The organism is Bradyrhizobium sp. AUGA SZCCT0431, from assembly GCF_018131065.1.
Lineage (GTDB): Bacteria > Pseudomonadota > Alphaproteobacteria > Rhizobiales > Xanthobacteraceae > Bradyrhizobium.
In genome coordinates this window covers 46377-60427 of record NZ_JAFCLR010000038.1, presented here as the reverse complement: position 1 = coordinate 60427, position 14051 = coordinate 46377, and the positions used below count along the sequence as shown (strand labels likewise).

General features: G+C 63.7%; 12 protein-coding genes and 1 pseudogene. 3 read left to right on the top strand and 10 right to left on the bottom strand.

The annotated features are described in order from the left end of the window. Positions 1-3: 3 nt before the first annotated feature. Together JQ567_RS29350 and JQ567_RS29345 are read right to left on the bottom strand one after the other, a co-directional pair. Positions 4-1038, bottom strand: coding sequence for a hypothetical protein (locus tag JQ567_RS29350; protein ID WP_212442053.1), 1035 nt, complete (start codon positions 1036-1038; stop codon positions 4-6). A 155-nt stretch (positions 1039-1193) separates the two neighbouring features. Next, positions 1194-1703 (bottom strand): hypothetical protein, encoded by a 510-nt coding sequence (locus JQ567_RS29345; RefSeq protein WP_212442052.1) that lies wholly within the window; start codon positions 1701-1703, stop codon positions 1194-1196. Between the two features lie 271 nt (positions 1704-1974). Between JQ567_RS29345 and JQ567_RS38945 the strand changes: the two genes are divergently transcribed. After that, complete coding sequence (locus JQ567_RS38945) at positions 1975-2265, top strand: hypothetical protein (RefSeq protein WP_212442051.1); 291 nt, start codon at positions 1975-1977, stop codon at positions 2263-2265. Between the two features lie 47 nt (positions 2266-2312). Here JQ567_RS38945 and JQ567_RS29335 read toward each other — a convergent pair whose 3' ends face one another. Next, positions 2313-3608 carry a caspase family protein gene (locus tag JQ567_RS29335; protein WP_249165811.1) on the bottom strand — a complete coding sequence of 432 codons (1296 nt, stop codon included), beginning with the start codon at positions 3606-3608 and terminating at the stop codon, positions 2313-2315. Between the two features lie 275 nt (positions 3609-3883). Here JQ567_RS29335 and JQ567_RS29330 point away from each other — a divergent pair, with 275 nt between their 5' ends. After that, positions 3884-5560 (top strand): tannase/feruloyl esterase family alpha/beta hydrolase, encoded by a 1677-nt coding sequence (locus JQ567_RS29330; protein ID WP_212442049.1) that lies wholly within the window; start codon positions 3884-3886, stop codon positions 5558-5560. Between the two features lie 65 nt (positions 5561-5625). Here JQ567_RS29330 and JQ567_RS29325 read toward each other — a convergent pair whose 3' ends face one another. After that, the gene (locus JQ567_RS29325) at positions 5626-6165 is read right to left on the bottom strand and encodes an alpha/beta hydrolase (RefSeq protein WP_212442048.1); all 540 of its coding nucleotides are present in this window, start codon (positions 6163-6165) and stop codon (positions 5626-5628) included. 112 nt (positions 6166-6277) lie between these two features. Between JQ567_RS29325 and JQ567_RS29320 the strand changes: the two genes are divergently transcribed. Continuing rightward, the gene (locus JQ567_RS29320; protein ID WP_212442077.1) at positions 6278-6760 is read left to right on the top strand and encodes an Lrp/AsnC family transcriptional regulator; all 483 of its coding nucleotides are present in this window, start codon (positions 6278-6280) and stop codon (positions 6758-6760) included. Between the two features lie 188 nt (positions 6761-6948). On the opposite strand, the gene JQ567_RS29315 is transcribed toward JQ567_RS29320, so the two are convergent. The 6 genes and pseudogenes from JQ567_RS29315 to JQ567_RS29290 form a co-directional block, all read right to left on the bottom strand. Beyond that, positions 6949-7173 carry a hypothetical protein gene (locus JQ567_RS29315; RefSeq protein WP_192740718.1) on the bottom strand — a complete coding sequence of 75 codons (225 nt, stop codon included), beginning with the start codon at positions 7171-7173 and terminating at the stop codon, positions 6949-6951. 457 nt (positions 7174-7630) lie between these two features. Further along, positions 7631-8690, bottom strand: a pseudogene (locus tag JQ567_RS29310) (alcohol dehydrogenase). A 12-nt stretch (positions 8691-8702) separates the two neighbouring features. After that, positions 8703-9569: a 16S rRNA (adenine(1518)-N(6)/adenine(1519)-N(6))-dimethyltransferase RsmA gene (rsmA, locus tag JQ567_RS29305; RefSeq protein WP_212442047.1), complete on the bottom strand. Its 867-nt coding sequence runs from the start codon at positions 9567-9569 to the stop codon at positions 8703-8705. Continuing rightward, positions 9566-10570, bottom strand: coding sequence for a 4-hydroxythreonine-4-phosphate dehydrogenase PdxA (pdxA, locus tag JQ567_RS29300; protein WP_212442046.1), 1005 nt, complete (start codon positions 10568-10570; stop codon positions 9566-9568). The genes rsmA and pdxA overlap by 4 nt, the downstream gene beginning before the upstream one ends. A gap of 3 nt (positions 10571-10573) precedes the next feature. Continuing rightward, on the bottom strand, positions 10574-11515 hold the full coding sequence (locus JQ567_RS29295; RefSeq protein ID WP_212442076.1) for a peptidylprolyl isomerase: 942 nt from the start codon (positions 11513-11515) through the stop codon (positions 10574-10576). Positions 11516-11586: 71 nt separating this feature from the next. Then, positions 11587-13986 carry an LPS-assembly protein LptD gene (locus JQ567_RS29290; protein ID WP_212442045.1) on the bottom strand — a complete coding sequence of 800 codons (2400 nt, stop codon included), beginning with the start codon at positions 13984-13986 and terminating at the stop codon, positions 11587-11589. Positions 13987-14051: the final 65 nt, after the last annotated feature.

The following is a 14051-nucleotide window of genomic DNA, read 5'->3' as shown; positions in this document are numbered from 1 at the left end:
GCCTTACGTATGCGCACTGCGCGCCAATCGCGCCAGCATCTCCGTTACCCGCCGCTCCGGATCGTCAGGGGCGCGCGGATCGCGGGGAACGTCGCGCGGAGTATTGCTGCGCCAGATCGGCGTCTCGTCCGGGAACATCGATGGCGACGTCCGTTCGGTCGGGATCGAGTCCCAGATCGCTCGGCGATCACCGCGCGGTTCCAGCGGGATCGCCTGCGCGCGGCCGAACCGGTAAACCAGACTTGCGGTGACGCCTGCCAGCGCCAGCGCACCGGCCATCACCAGCAGCAGCATCTGCATCGATGCCGACCGTCTTTCCTGCGATGAATCCGCGGCAGCGAGCGCGACCGGCGCGATGGCGGGCTGCGGCGCCGCTGTGGGATTGGTTTGAAGGCTCTGGGTTTGAAGGTTCTGGGTCTGGAGGCTTTGGGTCGGCGGGTTTTGAGTCTGCAGGTTCTGCGATGGCTCGGCCGCGGCAAGGCGCGCACCGCTCGAGGGGCTGACGCCCGAAGATTCCGGCCAGCGCGATGCGATGGATGATGGCGGCGGCGAGTCCGGAGCGGCCGCAATTTGGCTATTTGCGATGCCGGCAACGGGCACGGTACCCGTGCTCTGCGGCTCGATCAAATCCTCGACGCGCGCTTGCGGCGCGGTCAGTTCGGCGCGCGCGTTGGCGATCGATTTGCGCGCATTGATGCTCTGCTGCGGCGAAACGGCATTGACCGCCTCCGCCGATGCGGAATCCGATGCTGCAGGCGTGGATGAAGATTCCTTCGGCGCGGCGCGCGCGGTCTTGTTCTTCTCTTCGCCGATGTACCAGCAATTGCGTTTGGTGGCGTGATCGGTCCGGTAATACCAATGACCGCCTGCCGGCAAAGGCCCTTTTGGACGCGTCAGGCAGGTGTCCGCCGTTTTCGCGCTGTTGTCCTTGTTCGCGCTGTTCTCCTTGGCGGCATCCTGCGCAACGGCGGCAAAACTGGTTCCCGCCAAAATGCCGGCGAAGATCGCCGAGATGAATTTCGCTGAACGGTGTGACATGGTCTTCCCCGGTGGTGATACGCGACGCTTACGATTCAAGTTTTCGTTAAAGACTTGGGTCGTAATGGGCCGCAATTCCGGAGCGGGTAGGGCATAATTGGGGCTCGCCGGCCGCATCTGAGAGGCGGGCGGAGCCTAGAAAACAGGCACGAAAGCTACTGTTTGCTGGCCGTCCACGTTCCACCGCAACCGGTCGATTGCCGGAACGTTCCGGAACCGCTGCGGCCGGAGAGACGGCCGGAACTGGTGACCGTGATGCCGTTGAAATTGCCGACCGTGCGGGCGGAACCGTTGCCGCTGACGCTGCCACTGACGCCCTGGGCGATGATCCTGCCGCTGGTCACGACCACCGCGCCAGTCGTGGTGCCGCCGCAGCCGACGGATGTAACCATCCATGCACCGTCGAAATTGCCGCCGCCACCACCGCCACCACTGCGCGAGGCGCGGCGTGGGCTCTCGGCTTCAGGCTTGCTGCGCCGTGTGGGCTTCTCCGTCTCAATTGCGCGCGGCGTGGCGCGAGATCCGGACAGTGATTTCTCGTCATTGCCGATACTGCCGCCGGCGCTGCCGGATTGCGCGATGCCGGCGTTTACTCCGAATGCGGCTGACATCAACAGGGAGAACAGAGCAATCCTGATCGAGCGTTGACCAGCGGCGTTTTGCATAAACAGGTGCCTTCAATTTCTCGAATGTAGAGTCGGCTTCATCTGAGACGAGCGGGAGCCAAGTGCGCTGTTACTGTTTCGACGCTGTCCACGTTCCGGAACAGCCGTCCGATCGCCTGAACGTTCCGGAGCCGCTGCGGCCCGAGAAGCGGCCATAGCTATTCCAACTCAAACCCGAGACGGATCCGCCTGACGTCGTCGAGCCGTTGGACTGACTTGACCGGTGCTCAGCTCTCCCGCGATCCTGCCGCTACTGATCACGAACCGCTCGGTGCTGTTGCCGCAGCCCACGGATCGGGCAACCCACGTGCCATCGAAATTGCCGCCACCTCCACCGCCGCTCTTCCGCGAAGCGCGGCGCAGTTCGTCGGGCTCGGGCCTGGGCTTGCTGCGTCGTGCGGGCTTCTCGGTCTCAACCGCGCGCGGCGTCGTGCGCGATCCCGACAGCGATTTCTCGTCATTGCCGATGCTGCCGCCGGCGCTGCCGGATTGCGCGAAGCTGGTCGTCTCGAACCCGACGGACATCAAAAGGCAGAGCAGACCAACCTTGATCGAACGTTGAACAGCGTTTTGCATAAACCGGTGCTTTCAATGTCTCGACTGTAAAATCTAGCGGCCGGATCCGTCGGCACAGACCGCACCGATGACGCGGCAAGACTTGCCAGCCTTGTTGCACTCGTCAAGCGCGGCCTCCTTGGCGCGCTGGACCGTGTCGCGCTGAACCAGCGAGTAAGAATTCCCCGAGATCGCAAACGCGCCGCAGCGCGATCCATAGAAGCTCAGCTCGAGCGGACATTTGCTCGATCCGCAATTTTTGAGCGCATCGTCGACCGCCGCGCGCCGCGACGCGTGATTCCAGGAGATGCCCCATTTGTTGCTGTCGGGGCCGTAGACGATCGACCCCCAGGGCTTGAGATCGTCCATCTTGCGCAGCCGCGTCAGCACGCCCTCGGTGGCCTCGCCGGTCGGCGTCATGCTGCTCTTGGCCTGGAACTGGCTGATCGCCAGCCGCATGCCGTTCTTGCTGTCGAGCGGCTCCGGATCGAAATTGTGCTCGTAGAGCCGGTCGCTCAATTCCCTGAGCAGCGCGACGTCCTTGATCGGGATCCGGTCGGGATCAGGGCGCAGCGTGCTGGAGAGTTGCGGCGCCGGTTGCGGTGCGACCGCGACCTGCGGCGAGGCGGGCGAACTGGGCGCGACAAAGTAGAACGTGCCGTCGATCGGTGAAGACGACACCCAGGGTTGCTGCGCGCCGCCGGTCTCGCGCTTCACCGCGAGGCCGACCTGGTTGAAGGTCTGGAAAATATCGAGCCCGGATTGCTTGATGGTCGCCGCCAGCGCCTTGGTGTAGGGGCTGTTGCCGCCGGTGCCGTCCTGCGCGACGTTGCCAGGCTGCGTCGCGTAGGAAATCAGCGTGCCTTCCGGCGCGCGCATCTGGGCGAGGCCGCCGACGGAGGCGCGCAGGCCGCGCGCGCCGAACGGATTGTTACGGCAGGCATCGAGGATCACCATGTTGAGCCGCGTGCCCGAGCCGTGCATCTGACGCAGCACGAGGTTGACGTCCACCATCTGGAAATCGACATCGGCCTCGCGCGTCGGATTGGCGCCGACCGGGACCAGATAGTTCGAACCCGCGACCTGAACGCCGTGGCCGGCGTAGTAGAACAGCGCGACATCGGCACCCTGGACCTGGCGGCCGAAATTCTGCACGGCGGTGTCCATGGCCGATTTGTCGAGGTCGAGCTGGGCTCGGCCGCCGACCAGGGTAAAACCGAGGCCGGCGAGCGTGTTGGCCATCAGCGCCGCGTCGTTGCGGGGATTGTCGAGCCGGGGAACGTTTTGATAGGCGGAGTTGCCCACGACCAGCGCGATACGTTTCTCGGCGGCGGCGGGCGCGGCTGACATCAGCGACAGCAGAAGCGCCAACGCTACAAACGTCCAGACTTTGCCGTCGAAAGCCCCGCGCATTTCCAACAATTCCCCGCAATATGCCGGCAGGATACCAGCCTGCGCGGCTCGCGAAAAGCGGGCCGGATGTCCGATCGGTGCGGCCTAATGCTTCGACAGCGTCGCTGCGCGGTGCGGTGCGTCGCTGCATGGCCGAGGCGTGACGCCGGTCAGGCTTTGTGGCAGTTTCGCCTGACAGGACCCAAAAAAGCGAGGTCCGCGGGGAGGATCGCATGAGCACGAAGTTTGCCGTATCGCGGGCAATCACGACAACGGTATTTCTATGCGGCCTCATCGCACTGCCAGCCTTGGCCGTTGCGGCCGAGCGGCCTCTCGGCGCCGACCCGGTCGCGGCGTGCGCCGCATTGTCGGGTGCAGGCAGCGGCGCGATCAAGATCGACGCGGCCGCGCTGACCGAGCCGAAGCCGCTGACCGTCGCCGCGGGCGGACCGACCCCCGCCGCCCGCATCAGTCCCGCGACCCCGCAATTCTGCCGTGTGCTGGGTCATATCGATCCGACCGATCCGAAGGCGCCGCCGATCCGTTTTCAGCTCAATCTGCCGCTGATATGGAACGGCCGCTCGGTGCAATATGGCGGCGGCGGATTCAACGGCGTGTTAATCACCGGGCTCAGCCTGCCGCCGGCCGCCCCCTTCGACAGCGCTTCGCCACTGGCGCGGGGGTTTGCGACCTACGGCACTGACTCCGGTCACGAGACCAAGCCGGGCGAACCACCTCAGCTGTTTGCCGCGAACGACGAGGCCTTCGTCAATTTTGCGCATGCCTCCTACAAGAAAGTGCGCGACGCTGCCGCCATGCTGATGGAGCGCGCTTACGGCGCAAAGCCCGAGCGGATGTATTTCGTCGGCAGTTCGGAAGGCGGACGCGAGGGCCTGACCATGGCGCAGCGCTACCCGAACGACTTCGACGGCATCTTCGCCCGCGTTCCCGTGATCAACTGGGTCGGCCTGCAGCATGCCGGCACCCGCGCGGGCCTTGCGACCATGGGCGAGGGGTGGATTCGCCCGGCGCAGGTCAAGCTCGTGCACGACGCGGTGCTCGCGGCCTGCGATGCGCAGGACGGCGTCGCCGACGCGCTGGTGGAAGATGCGGTAGGCTGCAAGGCGCGCTTCGATCCGGCGAAACTGCTCTGTGCCAGCGGGGCTGGCGGCGACGCGTGCCTCAGCGAAGCGCAGGTCAACGCCATTCGCACGCTGCTCTCCCCCTATAAATTCCCGTTCGCGCTCGCCAACGGCGTCACCGAATATCCGGGCTGGGGCGTTTCCGGCGAGGGAACGAAATCCTTTGGCCCGACCGGCGGATGGAGCGCGTGGTGGCTGGGCTCCGCACCTCCGGCGCTGCCGCCGGTGCCCGCCAACGGTATCGCCTGGGTGTACGGTGCAGGCGGCATCGCGCATATCTTCGCGCGCGATCCGAATTTCGACGTCCGCAAATACCGGGTGGAGGATTTTGCCGAGCGGGTGAGGGAGGTTTCCGCGCTGATGGATTCGACCAATCCTGACCTCAGCGCGTTCAAGGCCCGTGGCGGCAAGCTCATCATGCTTGAATACATGGCCGACTATGCGCAGAGCCCCTACGCGGGGATCGGTTATTTCGAACAGGTGCAGAAGCGGATGGGTGAGGCGGCGACCGCCGAATTCGCCCGCCTCTATGCCGCGCCCGGTGTCGACCATGTCGGCAGCGGCGCACCGTCGAGTGTCGACATGCTGTCGGTCCTCGTCGATTGGGTGGAGCAGGGCCGTGCTCCGGGAGATCTTACCGTCGTCGAACAGCAGCCGGTGCAGCCGATCACCGTCGATCGCTCGCTGCCGCTTTGCCGGTGGCCCGCCTGGCCGCAATACAAGGCGGGCGATTCCAAGAGCGCCGCCAGCTTCGTCTGCGCGCGCTGATGTGCGAGGGAAATCTCGATCCGATCTGAAGGCGGGGTGCTGGAGTTAGCCGGACTGCTCTGCCGTCAGCTCGCTGTTCCCGCGGCGAAAGCCGCAAACAATGCCTTTCCCTGCGGCCAGTTCTCAAGCTTGCTGGTCTCGTTGATGTGTCCGAGTTCTCCAACTTCGACGATACCGCCTCCCCACTGGTTCGCTCTCTCTCGGGCATATTCGACCGTGCCATAGGGATCGTTCATGCTCGCGACGATGAGTGAGGGAAACCTGAATTCCGTCCGCGGCGGATTGGGAAAACTGGCGGCCTCGACGGGGAAGGCCTGAGCTTCCGGGTTCGGAACCGCCACGAGGAATGCGCCAGCCACCGGCGCCGTTGAAACTTGCTGCCAGTGCGCCACCAAAAGGCACCCCAGGCTGTGAGCGACGAGGAGCGGCGGGTGCCGGGCTGCACCAACCGCGCGATCAAGCGCCGCGATCCAGTCATCCAGTTCAGGCCGATTCCAGTCCGTGGGTTGAAGGCGGTGCCATTGCGGGTTTGCATCTTCCCAGCGGGTTTGCCAGTGCAACTCACCCGATCCTCCGATCCCCGGCACAATAATGATTTCAACCATGTTCGCTCCGTTATCCCTTGTGACGGGACAAAGTTGACGTCTTCCGTTGCGATCGGGAATGGGAAATGATCGGAAAAGAAGCGTGCGCACCGATGGATTTAAGGTTCACCCCATGTCATCCCGAGAACACAACGTCGTCCCCCTGGATCCCACAGACATCGCGATCATCGAAGCCATGCAGGAGGATGGACGTATCGCGATGTCAGAGCTTGGCCGGAGGATCGGACTGTCTCAGCCCGCGACGTCCGAACGGGTCAAGCGACTGGAGGAGCGCGGCGTCATTACCGGCTATGGCGCTCGAATTAACCCTGCCGCGCTGGGCTTGAGAATGATGGCCGTGATCCGCGTGCGCACGACCCACGAACACATTCAATCCTGCCTGAAGCAGTTCTCCGAAATGCCTCACGTCCTGGAGGTGCTGCGACTGACCGGAGAGGATTGTTTCATCCTCAAGGTTTTCGTGCCGTCCCCCCAACAACTGGAAACGATCGTGGACGCTGTGGCGAGGCACGGCGCTGTGACGACGTCGCTGGTCTTGCGCAGCGAGCAGTCCAAGCCGATCGGTCGCAAGTTGATAAAGCTCGCCGGTGCGTGACGACTTCTCCGTCAGTCGTCATTTCGCACCGTATTTTGTTGAGCAGACTCGCTTCAGTTCTTCAGAACGATGCGCCCGACCACCTTGCCGTCGCGCGCCACCACCGGGGAATTACGGCGACAGTGCACTCAATGGACGCATCGCAGCATTCGCAAGATCATGCGCTCATCGTGCACGACCGGACGATTTCATCCGCGGCCGATAGTCTCGAGCGGAGTGCGGTAGAGCTCGTTGCTGTCCCCGTCAGTAACGCGCACGGCACATCCTGTCGAACACAGCTCGGGGCGAACGATGCAAAGCTCGTTCGCGAGGCTATCAGCTTTATCGATCGCGTAATCTGTGTTCTCGAGGATCATGCCGCCCTGGTTTTTAAACTCAGCGCCGACGACGAGATCAAAATTGAAGTATGGCATTAGAGCCCCCTGCCAAATTCCAACTGCATGGAATCTAACCTGAGTCTGTTTGGTTCCTTCATTACAATTCCGCGCGCGACATCTGATTGCGGTCGCCTGTTGCGTTTCGGTATCGCGACCGCATCATCGCGTGCATATCGACGAGGCACCTGCGGGTCGCTCGGCTGCAGCATGCTGCCTATGAAGATCGATCTCGATTCGAAAAACGCGCAGCACCTTCAAGCGATGGCAAGCGCAAGCGGCCTAGGATACCTTGCTTGACCCCAAGCCTGTTATTCAACGACCGGACAAGATTCGCTTTGGCTGGTTGAATAGAGGAAGAAAGATCAGGAGCAACACCGCCAACGATTCCGTGGAACTACGGTGACGGTGCATCTAACTTATCGGTAATGCCTCGGAAGACGCGACAGCGTCGCTGTTGCCGCAATTCATGGCAACGCTGCGCGCCTGCATCGCCTCAGTTCTTCAAAACGATGCGCCCGACCACCTTGCCGGCGCGCAGCTCGTCGATCCATTTCTGGACGTCGGCCATCGGTTCTTCCTTCATCGGCGTCGGCTTGATCTTGCCGGCGCGCGCCAGCGCCATCAGTTCTTTGGCCTCGGCCAGCGTGCCCACCATGAATCCTTCGATGGTCATGCGCTTGTAGACCCATTGCACCATCGGCAGGCTGAAATTGCCGCCCATCAGGCCGGAGACCACGATCTTGCCGCCGCGCGCCACCACCGAGACCGCAAAGGCCATCGATTTTTCGTTGCCGGCAAAGTCGACGATCTCGTCGAAGCCGCCTTCGGTCTCCTTGATCATGCGCTTGACCACGTCGGGCTCCGACGGGTCGTAAGCGACCGCGGCGCCGTTCTTCAAGGCACTCTCGCGCGCAGCCGGGCTTAAGTCCGCCACCGCGATCTTCTGCGTGAACATCGCCTGTGCGAATGACAGTCCCATCATGCCGACGCCGCCGAGCCCGATCAGCAGCAGATTACGCTGCCGCGGACGATCGACCAGGCGTTTGAGCGCGCCATAGGCGGTGACCGCCGGAGCACATCAGCGTCGCGGCCTGGTTGACCGGCAGCGGATCGTAATCCAGCAAATATTTCGCGTCGGGCACCAGCACGTGGCTGGCAAAGCCGCCGTCGATGGAAACACCGAGGAAACGCTGCTTGACGCAGAGATTCTCGTCGCCGTTCGCGCAGTCGCGACACTGGCCGCAACCGATCCAGGGGAATACCGCCTGCTTCTTTCCGATCAGGTCCTTCGGCGCATCGGGACCGACTTCCTCGACCACACCCGCGATCTCATGGCCGAGCGTGAACGGCAGCGTCATGCCGCGCGTGGTATCGAGCTTCTTGCCGCCGCCGAGATCGGCGTAGCCGTCCTGGATGTGCAGGTCGGAGTGGCACAGCCCGCAACGTTCGATGCGGACCAGGACTTCGTTGCCTTGAGGTTTGGGCGTGTCGACAATGGTTTCGCACAGCGGCGCATCGAATTTGACCAGCGATTGGCGACGCATCAGCGCCATGGCATTTTCTCCTCAGGGAACGTTTGATTTTGTGGTTCGTATATTGGTCAATTCACGGGCCATGGCAACAAATCCGGAAACCGGGATCGTCTCGGCGCGCCGGGTCGCATCGACGCCTGCGGCGGCGGACAGCCGGGCCGGATCGACCGACAGCGATTTGAGGCTCTGGCGCAGCATTTTCCGGCGCTGGCCGAAGGCTGCAGCCGCGACCTGCTCGAGCGCGCGGCGGTCGCACGGCTCCGGCGCGCTGCGCGGCACCAGCCGCACCACCGACGACGTAACCTTGGGCTGCGGCACGAAGGCGGCCGGCGATATGTCGAACAGGATCTTGGTCTCGGCGCGCCAGTTGGCGAGCACGGCGAGCCGTCCATAGGCCTCGTCGTCTTCTTTCGCGACGATCCGCTCGGCGACCTCGCGCTGAAACATCAGCACCATCATATCGTACCAGGGCGGCCACGGTTCGATCGAGAGCCAGTCCACCAATAATGGCGTGGCGATGTTGTAGGGCAGGTTGGCGACGATCTTGGCAGGCTCGCTGCCGAGCAGGGGGCGGGGATCGAAATGCTGCGCGTCGGCGTGCACGATCTCCAGCCGACCCGGATAGCGCTTGGCGATATAGTCGAGCGGCGCCAGCGCGCGTTCGTCGCGCTCAACGGCGATGACGCGCCGCGCGCCCAGCGCCAGCAACGCGCGCGTCAGCCCGCCGGGGCCGGGGCCGACCTCGATGATGGTGGCGCCCTCGAGCGGTCCTGCGGCGCGCGCGATCCGTGCCGTGAGGTTGAGGTCGAGCAGAAAATTCTGGCCGAGCGATTTGCGGGCCGACAGGGAATGTTCGCGGATGACGTCGCGCAGCGGCGGCAGATCGTCGATCGCGCTCATTCAGGCGTGGCCGCGGCCATGCGCGCGGCGAGCCGCAACGCCGCGACGAGGCTCGACGGGTTGGCGCGGCCGGTGCCGGCGATGTCGAACGCGGTGCCGTGATCGGGCGAGGTGCGGATGAACGGCAATCCCAGCGTGACGTTGACGGCGTCCTCGAACGCGATGGTCTTGATCGGGATCAGCGCCTGATCGTGATACATGCAGATCGCGCAGTCGTAGGTTTTTCGCGCGGCTTCGTGAAACATGGTGTCGGCGGGCAACGGCCCCCGGACCTCGATGCCGTCGCGCCGCAGGATGTCGACGGCCGGCGCCACCACCTCGATGTCTTCCATGCCGAGCGAGCCGTCTTCGCCGGCATGCGGATTGAGGCCTGATACGGCCAGACGCGGCCTGGCGAGGCCAAAGCGGGCTTTGAGGTCGGCCACCGCGATGCGGGCCGTCGTGACGATCAGATCGGTCGAAAGCTGCGCGAGCGCGTCGCGCACCGATAGATGGATCGTCACCGGCACCACCGCGAGCGCCGGCGACCACAGCATCATCACCGGCTGCGGTGCCGCCCCGCCATTGGCGGCGAGTTCGGCGAGAAATTCGGTATGGCCGGGATGACGGAAGCCGGCGCGGTACAGCACGCTCTTGGCGATCGGGTTGGTGACCACAGCGCTGGCCCGTCCGGCCCGGACATGGTCGACCGCCTGACGGATGGAAGCGAGTGCGGCGCTTGCGCTGGTGGTGTCCGGCTGGCCTGGCGGCGCGGTTGCTGCTTTGCCCGTCGCCACGACAGGCAATGCGCGCGCAAAAGCTGTGGCCGCATCCTCCGGACTGGTGTCCGCGAGTTCGATTTTCAATCCGAGAATCTTCGCCCGCTCGGCGAAGCAGTTGCGATCGCCGAGCAGATAGAACGGCGGGAGGCCCAGTTCGTTACGCCGGAGCCACGCTGCGATGGCGATGTCGGGACCGATGCCCGCAGGCTCGCCGGATGTCAGCGCGAGGGGCTTTGCCATGCATCAACGACATTCGATCATTGCGGCTTTGCGGATCTCGGCCAGATAGGCTTTCTGCTTCGCCTCGTATTTCTCGGTATACATCTTTTCGCGGATTTCCCGCTTCTTCGGCGAATCGACGGTGGTGGGCTTCCTGCTGCACAGGGCGACCATTTCGACACCCTGTTTGGTGATCTCGGGCGCGGTCAAATGACCGATCGGAGTCTTGTCAAGCAACTCGCGCAACGGGGGAGGAAGATCGGCCGATGTCTTTGTGACGGGATCGCGGATCGTACCGTTCTGCATCGCCTTGAAAAAGGAATTGGCCGCCTCGCAGCTCTGGACGCGCTCGCGCAGGACTTCGGCTTCCTTTTTCCGCGCTTCGATCGCGGCCGGCGGGGCACCCCGCGGCACGAGCAGAACGATCGGCTGCATCTTGTATTCGAAGGCTTCGACCTTCGTCGCCTCGCCGCCTTCCTGGGCGGCGGCGTTGACTTCCTTTTCGCCGACCTGGAGGCTCTCCTTGTAGCGGCCGCGCACCAGGCTGGTCCAAACCATCTCGGCCTTGAGGCGGGCCTTCAGGGTCTCCGGCCGGACGCCCTGGCTTTCCAGCGATTTTGTCAGCTGCTCGGTCGAGAGCCGCATCCGCGAACCCATCTGGGCGAAGGATTGATCGATATCGCTGGCGGTGGGGTCGACGCCGAATTTTCTGGCTTCCCGGATCTTCACCTTTTCGTCGATCAGCTGGTCGATCACTTCCTGGCGGGGCATCTGCTTGCGGGTCGTCAGGAAGTTCAGCTTGGTGCGCTGCTCGATATCCAGATTGGTGATGGGTTCGCCGGTGACCATGCAGGCGATCGATTGCGCGTGCAGGTGAGTGCCGCTGCTGGTGAGCATGGCCAGCGCAACCGAGCAGCCTGCGATCCGGGACCGGAGGCGATGATGTCGAGGCTTGATGGTCGTCATGCTCATGTCAGGCGCATCAACCAATTCGATCCGCAATACGCCGGGAACTGTTTGGCAAGGCTTCGCCCACGCTACTGAATGCCGCCGGCGCCGGAGGCCGACGTGGACGAATTCGCAATGGTCCGCAGGCCGATCTGAAGCATGAACCCGTGACTGAGGACCGGCGGCGTGGTGCCGGCGGAATAGGTATAGGACGTCACATAATTGGCAGCCAGCACGAAGCAGTCGTCCACATAGCCTGCGCCGATGATGTACTGATTGAGCTTGTTGGCTTCAAGATCCCACCGCGCGGAACCCGACACCACCCAGTTCGTCGCCAGCTTGACCGATGCGGTGCCGAGCAGGCCCTCGCGCCGGGTCAGGTATCCGAGGGCCGGCTGCTCCGCATAATTGCCGTACAGCAGGCTGACCGACCAGCGGTCGAATGACGCGCGGCCCTCGGCCTCGAAACGATTGAGGTTGAGCGTTGCTTCGTCCATGCGCCCACGCACGCTGAACGTATAGGTCCGGTTGGGCGAATAATTGACGCGGGCGACATAGTCGGAGCGCGTGTTCTGCAGGCCGGAGTCGACACCGGTATTGGTCAGGTCGGCGACCGCGAACGAGTTCATGCCGAACAGCTGATAGGATTGTCCGAACAGCACGTTGATGCTGCCGCCGCGGTCGAATTGCGTGGTCGCCTGCACGCCGACATTGGCGCGGCCGCCGCCCTCGATGCGGTCGTAGCCCGAGAACTTGTCGACCGCGAACAAATTGCTGGCGTCGAACACCATGCTCTGCGCGTCTTCGTTGGGCAGCCTGCCGGCATAGGTCTCGTTGGGGCGGATGATGACCTGCGCGATCGGCTCGATCGTGGTGGTGCCCCAGGGCTGAACGTTGATGAAGGGATAGCGATATTCGAGGCCGACGGTCGGCATCACGCGCAGCGCGGTGGTATCGCCGACAGGCAGGAAATTCGAGACGCCCGGCTGATTCGAAATCGAGGCATCGATGGCGTCGACGCGGGCGATCGCGAACGGCGTCCAGATTTGGCCGTAGGGGTCGGTGTACGACCGCCGCCACTGCGCTTCCGCGGTGAACCTTGTGTAGGTGCCGGGGATGCCCCGCAGCAGACATTGCGAGGGTACCCGCGCGAGCGGATCGGCGGACGCGGTGGTGCAGAGCGCGTTGGTGTTAGCCATCGTCGTGATCGGGTCGAACGCCGCGGTCGAGCGCGACAGGCTGGTGAGGTTGGTCTTGTAGCTGACCTCACCGCCGAAGATCGGACTGTTGATCACGTTGGAATAGTCGACCACCGGATGGATGACCGGAACCTTCTCCTGGCTGCCGGAGAAGCTGAGGTAGTAGATCGTGCGCGCGTCGAAGAAGCTGCGATTGCCGACGCCGGTCAGATAGAGCTGCGAGATCGCTTCGGTCGGCAGGCTCAGGAACGATCCCAGCGCATCCCTGTACTGGGCAAGCCGGTAGTCGGACATGAAGAAGTAGTCGGACAGCAGCACGCCGTCCCAACCCCAGGTCCATTTGTCGTTGATGGCGAACTGGCCCTTGGTTTCTACGCCGCCGCGGAAGTCGCGGTCGCCGGGCTGGCCGGCGAAGGCGCTGGGCTCGAGCTGGTTGATGCCATAGGCGCGGATCGCGTACGAGCCGTTGATCAGGCGCTGGCGGAATTCGCCCTGAAACAGCACGCCTTGCCGGGTCGTGATACGCGGATTGAAGGTCGCGTCGTAGTCCGGTGCAATCGCCCAATAGAACGGCGTTTCCACGCCGTAGCCGTAAGGCGTGTACGAGCTGAGGAACGGCATCAGGAAGCCGGTCTTGCGCTTCACGGTGGGATCGGGCGTCGAAAAATACGGCAGATACGCCATCGGCACACCGAAGAATTCGAGCTGGGCGTTCTCGAAATACAGCATCTTCTCGGTCTGGTCGTGGATGATGCGCGCGCCCTTGACCTGCCACAAAGGCGGTTTCTTCGGATCGTCCTTGCAGGGCGCGCAGGCGGTATACACGCCGTTTTCGAACACGGTGTAATTGCCGCTGGTCCGGTCGGCGCGGGTTGCCGCCATCCGCGTCGCATCCTCGGTGTCGACGCGCAGCGAATCGACGAAACCGTCACGGTAGTCGTCGCTCAGATCCATGATGTTGGCGTAGGTGACTTTGCCTTCGGCGTCCGTCAGGCGGATGTTGCCCTCGGCATGCAGGCGCTTGGTCTTCTGGTCGTAGATGACCTTGTCGGCCTCGACGCTGGTGCCGTTGTAGAACATCTGCACGTTGCCGACCGCCGACACACGCTGGTTGTTGTAGTCGTAGTCGACCTCGACGGCCTGCACGAGCATCTGGCCGTTGTTGCTGGCGGGCCGGGGCGGCGCTTTGGGCGGCCGCGGATTGTAGGTGAAGCCTTGCGCCGAGGCGGGGGCCGTCCAGGCAAGCCCGATCACGCCTGCGAGCGCAAAGCCGGCGAGCAGGGCGATCATCGGAACGCCAACGGTGGCCAAGCGGCTCCGCTGGCGGCGCAGCGGGCTGCACCGCCTGAACGCAG